Origin of the sequence: Micromonospora sp. CPCC 206060, assembly GCF_036906895.1 — a bacterium.
GTDB lineage: Bacteria > Actinomycetota > Actinomycetes > Mycobacteriales > Micromonosporaceae > Micromonospora.
On sequence record NZ_JBAKHU010000105.1, the window covers coordinates 1 to 13,698 of the forward strand.

Annotated in this window: 11 protein-coding genes and 3 pseudogenes; 10 read left to right on the forward strand and 4 right to left on the reverse strand. The window is 69.1% G+C overall.

Annotated elements, in window-relative coordinates; genetic code table 11:
* Positions 1–94 precede the first annotated feature (94 nt).
* Both V6U90_RS30630 and V6U90_RS30635 read left to right on the forward strand, forming a co-directional pair.
* Positions 95–481, forward strand: coding sequence for a transposase domain-containing protein (locus V6U90_RS30630; RefSeq protein ID WP_334444182.1), 387 nt, complete (start codon positions 95–97; stop codon positions 479–481).
* Positions 381–1,019: pseudogene (locus V6U90_RS30635) on the forward strand (IS256 family transposase); the annotation flags it as partial. The gene V6U90_RS30630 and the pseudogene V6U90_RS30635, both read left to right, overlap by 101 nt.
* 111 nt (positions 1,020–1,130) lie before the next feature.
* On the opposite strand, the pseudogene V6U90_RS30640 reads toward V6U90_RS30635, so the two are convergent.
* From V6U90_RS30640 to V6U90_RS30645, 4 genes and pseudogenes are all read right to left on the reverse strand, one after another.
* Positions 1,131–1,691: pseudogene (locus V6U90_RS30640) on the reverse strand (transposase); the annotation flags it as partial.
* Positions 1,637–2,173, reverse strand: coding sequence for a DDE-type integrase/transposase/recombinase (locus tag V6U90_RS34055; RefSeq protein ID WP_442933702.1), 537 nt, complete (start codon positions 2,171–2,173; stop codon positions 1,637–1,639). The gene V6U90_RS34055 and the pseudogene V6U90_RS30640, both read right to left, overlap by 55 nt.
* Positions 2,122–2,352: pseudogene (locus V6U90_RS34060) on the reverse strand (IS3 family transposase); the annotation flags it as partial. The pseudogene V6U90_RS34060 and the gene V6U90_RS34055, both read right to left, overlap by 52 nt.
* Before the next feature lie 53 nt (positions 2,353–2,405).
* On the reverse strand, positions 2,406–2,696 hold the full coding sequence (locus V6U90_RS30645; RefSeq protein ID WP_334444160.1) for a transposase: 291 nt from the start codon (positions 2,694–2,696) through the stop codon (positions 2,406–2,408).
* On the opposite strand from V6U90_RS30645, the gene V6U90_RS34065 reads away from it, so the two are divergent.
* The 8 genes from V6U90_RS34065 to V6U90_RS30685 all read left to right on the forward strand — a co-directional run bounded on the left by V6U90_RS34065 (position 2,695) and on the right by V6U90_RS30685 (position 13,572).
* Positions 2,695–3,372, forward strand: a complete 678-nt coding sequence (locus tag V6U90_RS34065; RefSeq protein ID WP_442933703.1) for a hypothetical protein — start codon at positions 2,695–2,697, stop codon at positions 3,370–3,372. The genes V6U90_RS30645 and V6U90_RS34065 overlap by 2 nt on opposite strands.
* 12 nt (positions 3,373–3,384) lie before the next feature.
* Complete coding sequence (locus V6U90_RS30655; RefSeq protein ID WP_334444166.1) at positions 3,385–4,215, forward strand: FAD binding domain-containing protein; 831 nt, start codon at positions 3,385–3,387, stop codon at positions 4,213–4,215.
* Entirely contained in the window at positions 4,212–6,932 is a 2,721-nt protein-coding gene (locus V6U90_RS30660; protein WP_334444169.1) for a molybdopterin-dependent oxidoreductase, read from the forward strand. The genes V6U90_RS30655 and V6U90_RS30660 overlap by 4 nt, the downstream gene beginning before the upstream one ends.
* A gap of 711 nt (positions 6,933–7,643) precedes the next feature.
* Positions 7,644–9,242 carry a helix-turn-helix domain-containing protein gene (locus V6U90_RS30665; RefSeq protein WP_334444171.1) on the forward strand — a complete coding sequence of 533 codons (1,599 nt, stop codon included), beginning with the start codon at positions 7,644–7,646 and terminating at the stop codon, positions 9,240–9,242.
* 209 nt (positions 9,243–9,451) lie between these two features.
* Positions 9,452–10,540: an adenosine deaminase gene (locus V6U90_RS30670; RefSeq protein WP_442933704.1), complete on the forward strand. Its 1,089-nt coding sequence runs from the start codon at positions 9,452–9,454 to the stop codon at positions 10,538–10,540.
* A 291-nt stretch (positions 10,541–10,831) separates the two neighbouring features.
* Positions 10,832–11,089 (forward strand): hypothetical protein, encoded by a 258-nt coding sequence (locus V6U90_RS30675; RefSeq protein ID WP_334444175.1) that lies wholly within the window; start codon positions 10,832–10,834, stop codon positions 11,087–11,089.
* Positions 11,090–11,137: 48 nt separating this feature from the next.
* Positions 11,138–11,605 carry a hypothetical protein gene (locus tag V6U90_RS30680; RefSeq protein WP_334444177.1) on the forward strand — a complete coding sequence of 156 codons (468 nt, stop codon included), beginning with the start codon at positions 11,138–11,140 and terminating at the stop codon, positions 11,603–11,605.
* A 134-nt stretch (positions 11,606–11,739) separates the two neighbouring features.
* Positions 11,740–13,572 carry a bifunctional metallophosphatase/5'-nucleotidase gene (locus V6U90_RS30685; protein ID WP_334444179.1) on the forward strand — a complete coding sequence of 611 codons (1,833 nt, stop codon included), beginning with the start codon at positions 11,740–11,742 and terminating at the stop codon, positions 13,570–13,572.
* Positions 13,573–13,698: the final 126 nt, after the last annotated feature.

Genomic DNA, 13,698 nt, shown 5'->3' on the forward strand with positions numbered 1-13,698 from the left:
CGACCTCGGCGGCAGGCAGCGCGAGCGTGAACCACTGCCCGCGATAAGCAGCGCCTCGTATAGCTGTGCCTGCTGGTCGAAGAGATCACGGGAGTTGCCGTCTCGGGTCGTGGTGTACTTCGTCCTCGCACTCGCCCTGTTCCAGAACTACTCCTACCGGGCGACCTGGGGGAAGCTGACCGCGGCCCTGGCGGAGCTGTCCCTGACCCGGCCGAGCATCTCCTCACTCTCACGCGCCCGCCGCCGGATCGGACCGACGCCGCTACGCCGTCTGTTCGAAACCCTGGCCGGTGTCATCGGCCTGCCCGGCCAGCCCGGCGTGTTCTACCGGGGCCTACGCACCGTGGCCATCGACGGCACCCACCTGCACCTGCCCGAGCCGCGATGGTCAGGTCGCGAACCGGCCGATCTACGTCGTCATGGCGGTCACCGTCGACGGGCACCGCGACATCCTCGGGATCTGGGCCGGCGACGGCGGTGAAGGCGCCAAGCACTGGCTGCACGTGCTCACCGAGCTGAAAAACCGCGGCGTCCAGGACGTCTTGATGCTCGTCTGCGACGGGCTCAAGGGCCTGCCGGACGCCGTCGCGACGGTGTGGCCACGCACGATCGTGCAGACCTGCGTGGTGCACCTGCTGCGCAACTCGTTCCGGTACGCGGCCCGGCAGGACTGGGACAAGATCGCCAAAGCGCTCAAGCCCGTCTACACCGCGGCGACCGAGGACGCCGCGACCGAACGGTTCCTCGAGTTCGCTGATACCTGGGGACGCAAGTATCCGGCGATCGTCAGGCTGTGGGAGAACGCCTGTGCCGAGTTCGTGCCCTTCCTCGCCTTCGACGTGGAGATCCGCAAGGTCATCTGCTCCACGAACGCGATCGAGAGCGTCAACGCCCGCATCCGCAAGGCCGTCCGCGCCCGCGGACACTTCCCGAACGAGGCCGCAGCACTGAAGTGCGTGTACATGGCCTTGATGAGCCTCGACCCCACCGGCGCCGGCCGCCGGCGGTGGACCATCCGCTGAGAGGCACCGCTGAACGCATTCCAGATCGCCTTCGAAGGCCGGCTCACCCCGGCCAACCACTGACCACCTCAACAACCAAGATCAGCCGTTAACTTGACACTCCCCCCTGAGCCTGCGAGAGATCTGCTCCGGGCTCCACCCGGTCGTCCATGCCCGATCGGCCCGGTGAGGCTTGTTCCGGCCCTTCCACTGCGGCCCCTGCGGCCCCGCGACCAGCCGGCCGTCCGCAGTCCGGATCACACCCGCAAGCCGTTGCTGGACGTACTCTCGCAGCCGCTCATTGGCCAACAGCTTCGCGGTCTTCGGCCGGCGGGCTCGACGCTCCGCATGCCACTGCGCAGTCGAAGCCTTGTAATCCAACCGGCGGGTTCTGGTCGAGGCGTTACGCCGCAACTCCCGCGAGATCGTCCACGAGTCTCGGCCCAGCCGGCGTGCGATCTCACGCACGCCCATGCCCTGCGCCCGCGACAGCGCGATGTCCTCTCGTTCGCTGAACGACAGATAGCGGCCCGACACCTTCGACGGCAACGCAGGATTCACGCCGCCAGCGTGCCGGAACCACCGGAACCCCACCGGCGAGGACACGCCCGCCGCCGCAGCCGCGTCCTCGGTCATCACACCGCGACTGATCGCAGCCCAGAACTTGACCCGGTCCTCCCGCCACGCCACCGTCGGCCGCCCCGGCGATGGAATCTGACCCCGATACTCCCGAACCTGCTTCTGCCTCGGCCCAATACCCATCGCTCCACCTCTCCGACAAGGTGTTGCGACGACCGGTTGAATCCACCCTGGGCTCCGCGATCCGAATGGAACACGGCGTCGGCTCGGACGTGTCCATGCCGTATGGCCATGGCCAGTGCGTCGACGACGAGGCTGGTCCGCATGTGCGCGGCGGTCTGCCAGCCCACGACCATCCGGGTGGCCAGATCGATGACGGTGGCCAGGTACAGCCAGCCCTCACCCGTTCTGAGGTGGGTGATGTCACCGACCAGCCGTGCACCCGGGGCCTGTGCGGTGAAGTCCCGACCGATGAGATCAGCGGCGACGACCGGCTCGCGGCCGGGCACCGTGGTCCGCTTGTACGCCCTCTCGGCTGACAGGCCCGCAGGCCGAGCTCGCGCATCAGGTCCGCGACCAGCCCGACGCTGCACGCGATGCCCTCCCGGTTCAGCGCTGCCGCGACCCGCCGGCAGCCGTACGTGCCCCGGGAGGCGTCGAAGATCCGCCGCACATGTTCGGCCAGGTCCCGGCGCCGGGCGGCGGTGGCGGTCTCCGCCCGGTGACGCCAGGCGTAGTACGTGGAGCGAGGCACTCCCAACTGTCGGCACATCCACGTGATCGGATAGGTGGCCTTCTCCGCGTCGATCAGCGCGCACCGCAGGGCTACGGGTGCATCCGGGCGAAGAAGGCCGCGGCTTTTTTCAGGAACTCGTTCTCCATCCGCAGGCGGCGGATCTCGTCTTCCATCTCTTTCACGCGGGCGGCCTCCACGGGGGTGCTGTCCTGGTCGGCCACCGTGTGTTCCCGCCGCCACGTGTTGACCCAGTTACCCAACGTCGCGTCATGGATTCCCAGATCACGGGCGACGACCGCGATCGGCTTACCAGTCTCGATCACCATCTGCACAGCCTCGGCCTTGAACTGCGGGCTGAACCGACGACGCTGCTCGGGCATGGACTCATCCTCTCAACTCGGAGGACATGTCCAGGATCCTTGGTACACCTCAGTGTGGCGGTGTGGGCGGGATGCGCGTCTGCTGGTGGGAGCGTTGTCGCACACGGGCCGGTGGCGTAGAGCAGCCTGGTGCAGTCGTTGCCTGGGCCGATCATCCGTCACGGGCTCGGATCAAACGTGTCGGTCGCGATCCGGCCTGACCTCGTGGCTGCCCGGCTGTGCCGCCGTCGCGATCGACAATCTGCTAGAGGACGTGGCGACGGCGGAGATCACCCGGTCCCAGGTGTGGCAGTGGATCCGCCACCTCGTGCGACTCGTCGACGGCCGCGTCGTCGACCACGCACTGGTCGACGACCTGGTGCGGACCGCGACTTCGGCGCTGCTCTGCCGCAGCGGGTACCCGTCCCGGACGGTCGCCGAGGCCACCCAACTCTTCCGCCGGGTCACGCTCGACGTCGAGTTCGTTGAGCTCCTCACGATTCCGGGCGTACGCCTGCTCCCGACCGGCTCCTCGGTGGACTTCGGCCGACGCCGGGCGCGAGCTGACGCGGAGAGGTTCATCCCGGGCGTGGCGCCGGGGGGCCCGTACCACGCTCGTCAGTTCGTCCAGCCGGGGCCGCTCGACCAACCCGTTTGTTGTAGGAGCGACGAATTGTCGGCCCCGGTCCGCGATTGATGGGATCGACACGTGGATCTTCCGACTGTCGAGGCCGTGGTGCCCGGCGACGAAACGGACTGGCGCCCCGGTGACTGTTGGCTGGCCGGCGGCACGGTGCTGTTCTCCCGTCCCCAGCAAGGCGTCCGGCGGCTGCGCGACCTAACCGTCCTGGGCTGGCCCTCGTTGGCGGCTGCCGACGACGAAGGCAGGCCCGGGCTGGACATCGCCGCCACCTGCACGGTGGCGACACTCGCCCGCTACCGGCCGCCGGCCCGGTGGCCCGATTTGGCGGAGGCCATCCGGCGCTGTTGCGACGCGTTCCTCTCGTCCTGGAAGATCTGGAACGTCGCGACCGTCGGCGGCAACCTGTGCGCCGCCCTGCCCGCCGGTCCGATGATCTCCCTCGCGGCGGCGTTCGACGCACGCTGCGACGTTCGTCGGCTCTCCGGCGAGCGGCGCCTGGTTCCCGTTGACGCATTCGTGGTCGAGCCCGGCGTGGCGGCGTTGCAGCCGGGTGAATACCTGCGTGCCATCCACCTGCCCGAGCGGGAGCTGACCGGACGGATCGCGGTGCGGCGTGCGAGCCTGCACCCGCTCGGGCGGTCGGCGGCTTTCGTCACCGGTCACCTCGACGTCGAATCCGGTCGACTGCGCCTCACGGTGACGGCGGCGACCCCCCGACCGGTCACCGTCAGCGTCCCGGCCCCGACGGCGGCCGCGAGTTTGGTCGACATGGTGGACGCACAGGTGTCCGCCGAGGGTTGGCACGACGACGTCCACGGACTGCCCGCGTGGCGCCGGCACATGACGCTGCGGCTGGTCGAGCAGGTTCGAGCGGACCTTCTGGGAGCGGCACGGTGACCCCGACGGTCAACGGACGCCCGGGTGCGCATCTGCCGGCGCCTGGCCAGTGCCTTCGTACCTATCTGCGCGACAACGGTTGGTTCGGGGTCAAGAAGGGTTGCGACGCGGGAGACTGCGGCGCCTGCACCGTCCACGTGGACGGCGTGCCCGTGCACAGCTGCGTCTTCCCAGCAGTCCGGGCCTCGGGTCGCGCGGTCACCACGATCGAGGGTCTGGCGCGCGGGAACGATCTGCATCCGGCGCAGGAGCGGTTTCTGGCGGCGCAGGGGTTTCAATGCGGATACTGCACGGCCGGGTTCGTCATGACGGCTGCGGCCCTCGACCATGCGGAGGGTCTGGCCGACGACCGGCCGCACGCGTTCAAGGGCAACCTGTGCCGGTGCACCGGCTACCGGTCGATCGAGGACGCGTTGGCCGGGAACTCGCACGTCGAGCATCCGGCGACGGGGAACGCAGTGGGCAGCAACGTCGGGGCTCCGGCTGGCCGAGACGTCGTCACGGGTGCCGCCCGGTTCACGTTCGACGTCGACCTTCCGGATGTGACACATCTGAAGGTGGTGCGGTCCCCGCTCCCCCACGCCCGGATCACGCGGATCGACGTCACGCAGGCGTTGGCAGTTCCCGGGGTGCTGGCCGTGCTGACGCACCGCGACGCGCCCGACCGGCGGTTCTCGACTGCGCTGCACGAGCACTTCGACGACGACCCGGCCGACACCTGCGTGCTCGACGATGTGGTGCGGTTCGTCGGCCAACGAGTCGCCGTCGTAGTCGCCGAGACCGAGGCGGCCGCAGAGGAAGGCGTGCGGCGGGTCCGGGTCACGTACGAGCCGCTGCCGGCGGTCACCGACGTGCGGGCGGCGACCGCGTCCGGCGCACCCCTCCTGCATGACGACCGCCCGGACAATGTGGCCGGTGAGCTCGGCGGCGAGGTCGGCGACGTCGTCCGAGGGCTCGCCGAGGCGGACTTCGTCTACGAAGAGACCTACCAGACCCAGCGCGTGCAGCACATGGCGCTAGAAACCCATGGCGCGCTCGGGTGGATCGCGCCGGACGGGCGCGTCACCATCCGCGCCAGCACTCAGACGCCCTTCCTGACCCGTCGACGTCTCGCCCACGTCTTCGACATCCCACCGGAACGCCTCCGCGTGGTGGCCGGCCGAGTGGGCGGCGGCTTCGGCGGTAAGCAGGAGATGCTGGTCGAGGACATCGTCCTTCTCGCCGTGCTGGCCACGGGCCGGCCGGCCCGGTGGGAACTCACCCGCGAGGAGCAGTTCGTCGCGACCACGACCCGACACCCCTTCACAGTTCGGGTGCGGCTCGGAGCGAAGCGGGACGGCACGCTCACCGCCATGTGTCTGAACGTCGTCGCCGACACCGGCGCCTACGGCAACCACGGCCCGGCGGTCCTCGCCCACGGCTGCGCCGAGTCGATGGCGATCTACCGCTGCGCGAACAAGCGAGTCGCCGGCCGCACCGTCTACACCAACACGATGCCGGCCGGCGCGTTCCGCGGATACGGCCTGGGTCAGGTGATGTTCGCCGTCGAGTCGGCGATCGACGAGATCGCCCACGGTCTCGGGCTCGACCCGGTCACGGTCCGCCGGCGCAACGTCGTCGGCCCCGAAGACCCGTTGGTCACCCCCATCGGGCACGCCGAGGACCTGAGCATCCGTAGCTACGGCCTGGACCAGTGCCTCGACCTCGTGCACGGCGCCGTCGACGGGGACACCACGGGGTCCGACCTCCCGTCCGGGTGGCGCCTCGGGGAAGGTCTCGCCATCGGCATGATCGCCACCGGGCCGCCCGGTGGTCACCACGGCCGCGCCGCGATCAGACTGACCACGAATGGTCGATTCCAGCTGGACACCGGCATCGCGGAGTTCGGGAACGGATCGACGACGGTTCATCGGCAGATCGCCGCCGACGTCCTCGCAACGGAGCTGGACCTCATCGGCATCCGGCAGTCCGACACGGATCTGGTGGAACACGACACCGGCGCGTTCGCATCGACCGGCACCGTCGTCGGCGGGCTCGCCGTGTTCCGCGCGGCGACCCGGTTACGGCAGCGCCTGCTGACCCTCGCCGCCACCTGCCTCGACGTCGGGCCCGACGAGTGCGAACTGGTCCTCGGCGCGGTCCGGGCCGGCGACCGGGAGATCTCGCTGCGCGCCCTCCAGGAGGCTGCGGACAGGGTGGGCGACGGCGTGGAGGCCAGCGGACATGCCGACGGCGCGGAGCGGTCGGTCGCGTTCAACGTGCAGTGGTTCCGCGTCGCGGTCGACGTCGTCACCGGCGAGATCCGGATTCTCCGGAGCGTCCACGCCGCCGACGCCGGAACGGTGCTGAACCCGGTGCAGTGCCGCGGTCAGGTGGAGGGTGGCGTGGCGCAGGCCGTCGGCACCACGCTGACCGAGAACCTGCTGATCGACGGCAACGGCAGGGTCACCACCAGCGTGGTCCGGGACTACCGGATCCCGACGTTCGCCGACGCGCCCCGCACCGAGGTCCTCTTCGCCGACACGGCCGATCCCCTCGGCCCACACGCCGCCAAGTCCATGAGCGAAAGCCCGTTCAACCCCGTCGCGGCCGCGCTCGGCAACGCCGTACGTGACGCGACCGGGGTGCGACTGACCGCGCTGCCCCTGACCCGCGACCGGGTCTGGGCGCGGATACGCCACGTCGGGTCGACCACCGACGGGAGCGACCGGGCGTAGTGGGACGGTCGTCGGAGTGGCCCGCGTCCGCCGGGCTCCGGCCGCCCGGCTCCGGTAACGGCGGCCTCGACCGCCCACCCGCGATGCCACTTCGGCTGGCCCGACCGGAGTGGCATCCCACGCCCGGTGCCGACGACGCCGCGGCTCGCTGCTTGATCCGATCGAAAATCCTGTCCGCAAGATCGTGGATTCGGCATCGCGAGAGCCAAGGCCTCGTCACCGACACTGCGCGAACCGACACCGATTCGGTATCAGCGGTCGGCGTGGTTACGGCAGTCCTGCCGAGACACTCTTTGGCACCTACTCAACGTGAACGCGACCGGCCAGCTGACCGTGGTCAGTACGAGCAGGTCACGTCGAGGTTACAGGAGGTGCGCGTGGGGAAGCTGTCCGGCTTCACGGTGTCGCTGGCGTGGGAGCGACGACGCCACCCGTTGGCAGCGCTTCTCGTCGCGAGCCGGCGTCGATGGTCGCCTTTCGGGTCCTGGCTCGGGAGCTCGGCTGCGTGTTCGCCCGTTGGGAGACACGTCGCAGCGGCTGCGCCTTCAACACCCCGGATGACCACGCTCGAGGTCGCCGTCCCCCGGTTGCGCCGCTCGCTCGCCGGCACCTGCCTGTCGGGCGCCCGGGTCGTCCAGACCGTGATGAGGCGGAGTTACCGGATCGCCGCGTAGCCACCGACCAGCGGCACACGAGGAAGGAGAATGCAGGGTGCGCGTAAACGCTCCGACTTCACTGCGCGAGATCATCCATCGGCCCGGACTGCACCTGCGGCTGCTGACCGGCCACGCGCAGCTCGACGAACCGGTCACCCGGGTCTTCGTGACCGATCTACTCAACCCCAAGCGCTACATGTCGGGCGGCGAGCTCGTCCTGACCGGACTCATGTGGCGACGGTCGCCGGCGGACTCCGCAGCTTTCGTCGCGGCCTGCGCCGCGATGGGAGCAACCGCTATCGGCGCCGGTGCCGCAGCCTTCGGATGCGTGCCGGAGGATTTACTCATCGCGTGCCAGCAATACGAGATGCCGCTGTTTGAGGTCCCTGTGGAAGTCTCCTTCCGCGAGATCAGCGACGTCGTCGCCACGTCGTTCTGGGCGCAGCGGGCAACCGGGCTGGCAACGGTTCTGGGCCGGCAACGCGGTCTCGTCGCCGCGATGGCCGGCGGTGCACGACTTGCGGACCTGCTGTCCACCGTCGCCGCCGATCTCGGGGCGCGGTGCTGGCTCGTCTCTCCCGCCGGACGCCTGCTGTACGGAACCGACCCCCTCGACCAGTCCCTGGCCAACCGCTTCGCTGCCACGTTCCTGGGCAGCAGCAGGGTGCCGACGGAAGTCCGGATCGACGACGTGACTTACTCGCTGCACACAGTGCGGGGCCGTCCCGAACACCGCCTGGCCTCCTGGACCCTCGCCTGCACCGGGCGATCGGACGAGCCGGTGCCGCCCGACGTGACCGCCGAACTCGTCGGGCTCGCGGCGCTGGAGCGCGTCCAGGCCGACGAGGCGGCGCGCGTCGAGCGACGGCTCGCCGACCAGATCGAACGTGCGCTGGCCGCGGACGCGGCCGACCTACCGAGCCGCCTACGGGCCGGCGGGCTGGAGCCCGGCTCGGCGTTCCTCGCCGTCGCGGCCCGGCTCACCGGGCTGCTCACCCCCGCCGACCTCGTGGTCACGCTCCTCGCCGACCTCGTGAGCACGACAGGTTTCGCCGCCGCCACCGGCCTGACCACCGCCACCGCTCCGTCGACCGACACGGCCCTGGCAATACTCCGGCTTGACGGCGACGGTCCCGTCGGGACCGACCCGCGGGCCGACGAAGTGGTCGCGCGGCTGCGCCGCGGCGTCGAGACGCTCCGGCCCGGCATCGGCCGGGGACAGTTGGCCGTCGGGGTGAGCAACGTGGCAACCGGTAGCGCGGCACTGACCGGTGCCGTCCAAGAGGCACTGCACGCCGTCGCCGTCGCCGGCACGGGACCAACCGGCGTACGCTGCGCCGGCGAGATCACGACGCATGCCCTTCTCATCGCCGGTGTCCCCACGGCGACACGCAACTCGTTCCACGAACGCGTGCTGGGGCCAGTCCTCGAGTACGACCGACGGTACCGGGCCAACCTCGTGCGCACGCTGAGCGTCTTCCTCGAGTTTGGTGGATCGTGGAGCCAGTGCGCGCGACAGCTGCATCTGCACGTCAACACCCTGCGTTACCGCATGAAACGGATTGAGGAGCTCACCGGCAGGGACCTGGGCAGGTTCGACGACCGGGTCGACCTGTACCTCGCGCTCCGAATCCATCAACCCGCCCCCGGCTGACCTGTCGCTTCGCACGAACACTCCGTCCACGCGCCGACGCTTCTCGTACCCGGCGATCATTGTTCGCATTTTCCCGTGTTGATTCGATTGTTGTGCCGCTCGACGGGCGGCCGGAGACGGCTCGTGTGCCGTCCCGCGCCGCCCGACCGAATCGAAGAGAAATCTGCTCGCCCATGGAAGACCCTTTTTGCTCGCCGATGGGAGACCCGGTGCCCAGCTACGACACGATCGTCCATGCCCCGAAGGTCCTGCTGCACGACCACCTCGATGGCGGGTTGCGGCCGGAGACGGTCGTGGAGTTGGCGGCGGAGGTCGGTCACGTCCTACCAGTCACGGATCCAGCCGCGTTGGGGCGATGGTTCGTGGCAGCGGCCAACTCGGGGTCGTTGGAACGTTACCTGGAGACCTTCGCGCACACCGTGGCGGTCATGCAGACCGGGCCCGCGCTGCGTCGGGTGGCCCGCGAGTGCGCGCTCGACCTGGCCGCCGACGGGGTGGTCTACGCCGAGGTGCGGTTCGCCCCCGAGCAGCACCTGGAGCAGAACCTGACCCTGGACGAGGTGGTCGACGCGGTGGTCACCGGGTTCCGGGAGGGCAGCGCCCTGGCCGCCGATGCGGGCAACCCGATCCGGGTCGGCACGCTGCTCACCGCGATGCGGCACGCCGCCCGGTCGCAGGAGATCGCCGAGCTGGCCGTCCGGCACCGGGACACCGGGGTGGTCGGCTTCGACATCGCCGGCGCGGAGGCGGGCTTCCCGCCCACCCGGCACCTTGACGCCTTCGAGTACCTCCAGCGGGAGAACTTCCACTTCACCATCCACGCCGGTGAGGCGTTCGGGCTGCCGTCGATCTGGCAGGCGATCCAGTGGTGCGGCGCGGACCGGCTGGGGCACGGCGTCCGGATCGTCGACGACATCACGCCCGGGAACCCGCCGGTGCTGGGCCGGCTGGCCGCGTACGTCCGCGACAAGCGCATCCCGCTGGAACTCTGCCCCTCCTCGAACGTGCAGACCGGGGCGGCCGCGTCGATCGCCGACCACCCGATCGGGCTCCTGCGCGACCTGCGCTTCCGGGTGACGGTGAACACCGACAACCGGCTGATGAGCGGCACCTCGATGTCCCGCGAGATGGCCCTGCTGGTGGACGCCTTCGGCTACGGCTGGAAGGAACTCCAGTGGTTCACCATCAACGCGATGAAGAGCGCGTTCATCCCGTTCGACGAGCGGCTGAAGATCATCGACGAAGTGATCAAGCCGGCGTACGTCGCGCTGACGGCAACCGACGAGCCGTCACAGTAAGCACTCACACGATCCGGTAACGGGCGGGCGCGAACCTCGTCGCCGTCGATCGCCCACGCACCCGCCGTCGTATCTAGTCATGAAGACCACATCGGAAGACCCGGGAAGGTGATGTGTTGAGCAAGCGGTATCGATCAGGACGGTTCACGACACCGATCGTCGCGGCGGTCATCGTCGCGGCGCTGTTGTTCGTGCCAGTATCCCGCGGCGGGCAGGTGGACTCCGCTGCGGCGTGGCAGCCGATGGCCCCCGTGGCGTTGACGTTCGACAACGGCCACCCCCGCGCAAGCGGTGCGCGGGAACCTCCTCGCCATCAACGATTTTCATGGGGCGATCGATCCCCCCACCGGTAGCGCCGGTCTGGTCAACGGCGTCCCAGCCGGCGGCGCGGAGTACCTGGCAACGTACGTGAAACGGTTGCGGGCCGACGCCCGCCGCGACCACCGGGTCTCGATCACCGTCGGCGCCGGCGACATGGTGGGCGGCTCTCCACTGACCAGCGCGGCGTTCCACGACGATCCGGCCGTGGAGCTGCTCAACAGCATCTGAGATGACTGGCAGGTGAGCCGACCGGGCTCCGGGACGGGGTGTGGGGTTGTGGACCTGAACACGGTGCACGCGGTGGTAGCGGCTGCGGCCGCCGGTCCGTGGCAACCGGGAGACGCGTGGCTGGCCGGCGGCACGTACCTGTTCTCCGAGCCACAGCAGCACCTCCGCCGGCTCCTCGACTTGACCGACGAGGGCTGGCCGCCGCTGACTCTCCACGAGGAGGTACGTGTCGACCCGGGTGGTGTGGTCAGGACAGCCGCGTTCCGCCAGTATCACCTGCCGACCTTCGCTGACATTCCACGTACCGAAGTCCACTTCGCCCAGACCAACGACGCCGTTGGGCCGCTCGGTGCGAAGTCGATGAGCGAGAGCCCGTTCAACCCGGTCGCTCCTGCGCTGGCCAACGCGCTGCGCGACGCTACCGGCATCCGCTGCACCGACCTGCCGCTGACCGCCGACCGGGTCTGGCAAGCCCTCAACGCGCAAGGCGTCGGTCAGGATCCCGCTCACGCGTAGGCAAGAAGAGTCCGGTCGCGCTGTCATCGCGAATCGTTTACTCAGCGTTCATACCGAATATTCATCAGGAGCGCGAAGATCAGCACTCTCGTGCGTGTGCGCCGTGTCGGCGTACTCATGGTTAGGAGTATCAGTTGAGTTCCAAACTTGTCCGCACTGTCGTGGCCACGGTCGCCACGACACTGGTCGTGCTGGGCGTCGCGCCCAGCCCCGCGCAGGCTGCCGCGACCGAGGTGCAGATCCTCGGCTTCAACGACTTCCACGGCCGTCTTGAGGCACCCTCCGCAGGAGTTGGCGGCGCCGCGCAGATGGCTGGCATGATCAAGCAACTGACGGCGGCCAACGACAAGACGGTGGTCCTCTCGGCCGGGGACAACATCGGTGCTTCCCCGTTCATCTCGCTCGTGCAGAAGGACGAGCCCACGCTCGACTTCCTCAAGATGATCGGGCTCGACGCATCGTCGATGGGCAACCACGAACTCGACCGCGGCTTCGACGACCTCAACGACCGGGTCATTCCGCGCGGCGGCTTCCCGTATCTCGCGGCGAATGTCTACCGGGGCAGCGAGCCTGCTCCAGGCCGCCTGGAGGAGTCGACCGTGCTGACGGTCGGCGACGTCCGGATCGGCGTCGTCGGGGCGGTCACCGTCGAGACGCCGTCGCTGGTCTCACCCGCCGGTATCCATGGACTGCAGTTCAAGGACCCGACCACGGAAGCGAACCGCGTCGCGGCGAAGCTGAAGGCGGACGACAAGGTCGACGCCGTCGTGCTGCTCGTGCACGAGGGCTCCGAAACCAGCGGCACCGACACCACCGCCTGCACCGGTGTGGCGAATCCGGCCACCCCATTCGGCAAGATCGTGACAGGTGCCAGCGCCAACATCAACGTGATCATCTCCGCGCACACCCACGTCTCGTACAACTGCGCCTACGACGTCCCGAACCTGGGACACAAGCGGCTGGTCATGCAGACCGGTCGGTACGGGGACGCGTTGGACCAGGTCAAGCTCACCATCGCCGGCGGCAAGGTGACCGCCGCCGAGGGCGCCGTCCTGCCGATCAAGGGGTACCCGGAGGACCCTGCGGTCGCGAAGCTCGTCGCCGACGCCAAGGCCGAGGCCGACATCCAGGGCAAGGTCAAGATCGGCGAGATCACTGCCGACATCAAGCGTGCCGTCGCTGCGGACGGTGCGGAGGACCGCGGCAACGAGTCGGTCCTCGGAAACTTCATCGCGGACGTCCAGTTGGAGGCGACGAAGGCCACCAACCGGGGTGGGGCGCAGATCGCCTTCATGAACCCGGGCGGCCTACGCGCCGACCTCATCAAGCGTCCGGACGGCAGTGTGACGTTCGCCGACGCCGCCGCGGTCCAGCCCTTCGCCAACGACCTCATCACGAGGTCGTACACCGGCAAAGAGATCAAGGCAGCGCTGGAGCAGCAGTGGCAACCCGCGGGCGCATCGCGGCCCTTCCTCCACCTGGGTGTCTCGAAGGGCTTCAGCTACGTTTACGACCCGAACGGACCCGCCGGGAACCGCGTCATCGCCGACCGAATCTTCCTTGACGGCAAGGTCATCGACCCGAACGGCACCTACCGGGTGACCGTGAACTCGTTCCTGGCCTCCGGCGGTGACAACTTCGCCGCACTCGGCGACGGCAGCGACTCATTCGCCACCGGCGACAACGACCTCACCGTGCTGGTCGACTACTTCCAAGCGAAGTCCCCGGTCACCGCCGACACCGTGGAACGGGCGTACACCGTCGGCCAGCCGGGTGCCCCGGTCGCGGGCGGCGGGTCGAATGACGGCACCGGCAACGGTGGTGGGGCGGGCGACGATGGCCCTGGTCTGCCGATAACCGGCGCGAACGCGGTCACCATCGTCGTCGCAGGCGTGATTCTGCTGATCATAGGCATCGTCGCGATCCTCTCGGCCCGGCGCCGACGGATCCGCCTAACCGTCGAATAAACGCGAGCATGAATAACAGGTCGTCGCCCGGAAGCCGTTAGCGGATTCCGGGCGACGACCGATTGAGCCATTCCGGGTAAGCCTCTGACTACCAGGAGCGCTGTCCGGGATGAGGGATCATGGGCG

What these genes read in the sequence shown, in the direction of transcription:
- V6U90_RS34065 (WP_442933703.1), top strand. Translation starts at nt 2,695, where the DNA reads ATGGACTCATCCTCTCAACTCGGAGGACATGTCCAGGATCCTTGGTAC.
- V6U90_RS30645 (WP_334444160.1), bottom strand. Translation starts at nt 2,696, where the DNA reads ATGCCCGAGCAGCGTCGTCGGTTCAGCCCGCAGTTCAAGGCCGAGGCT.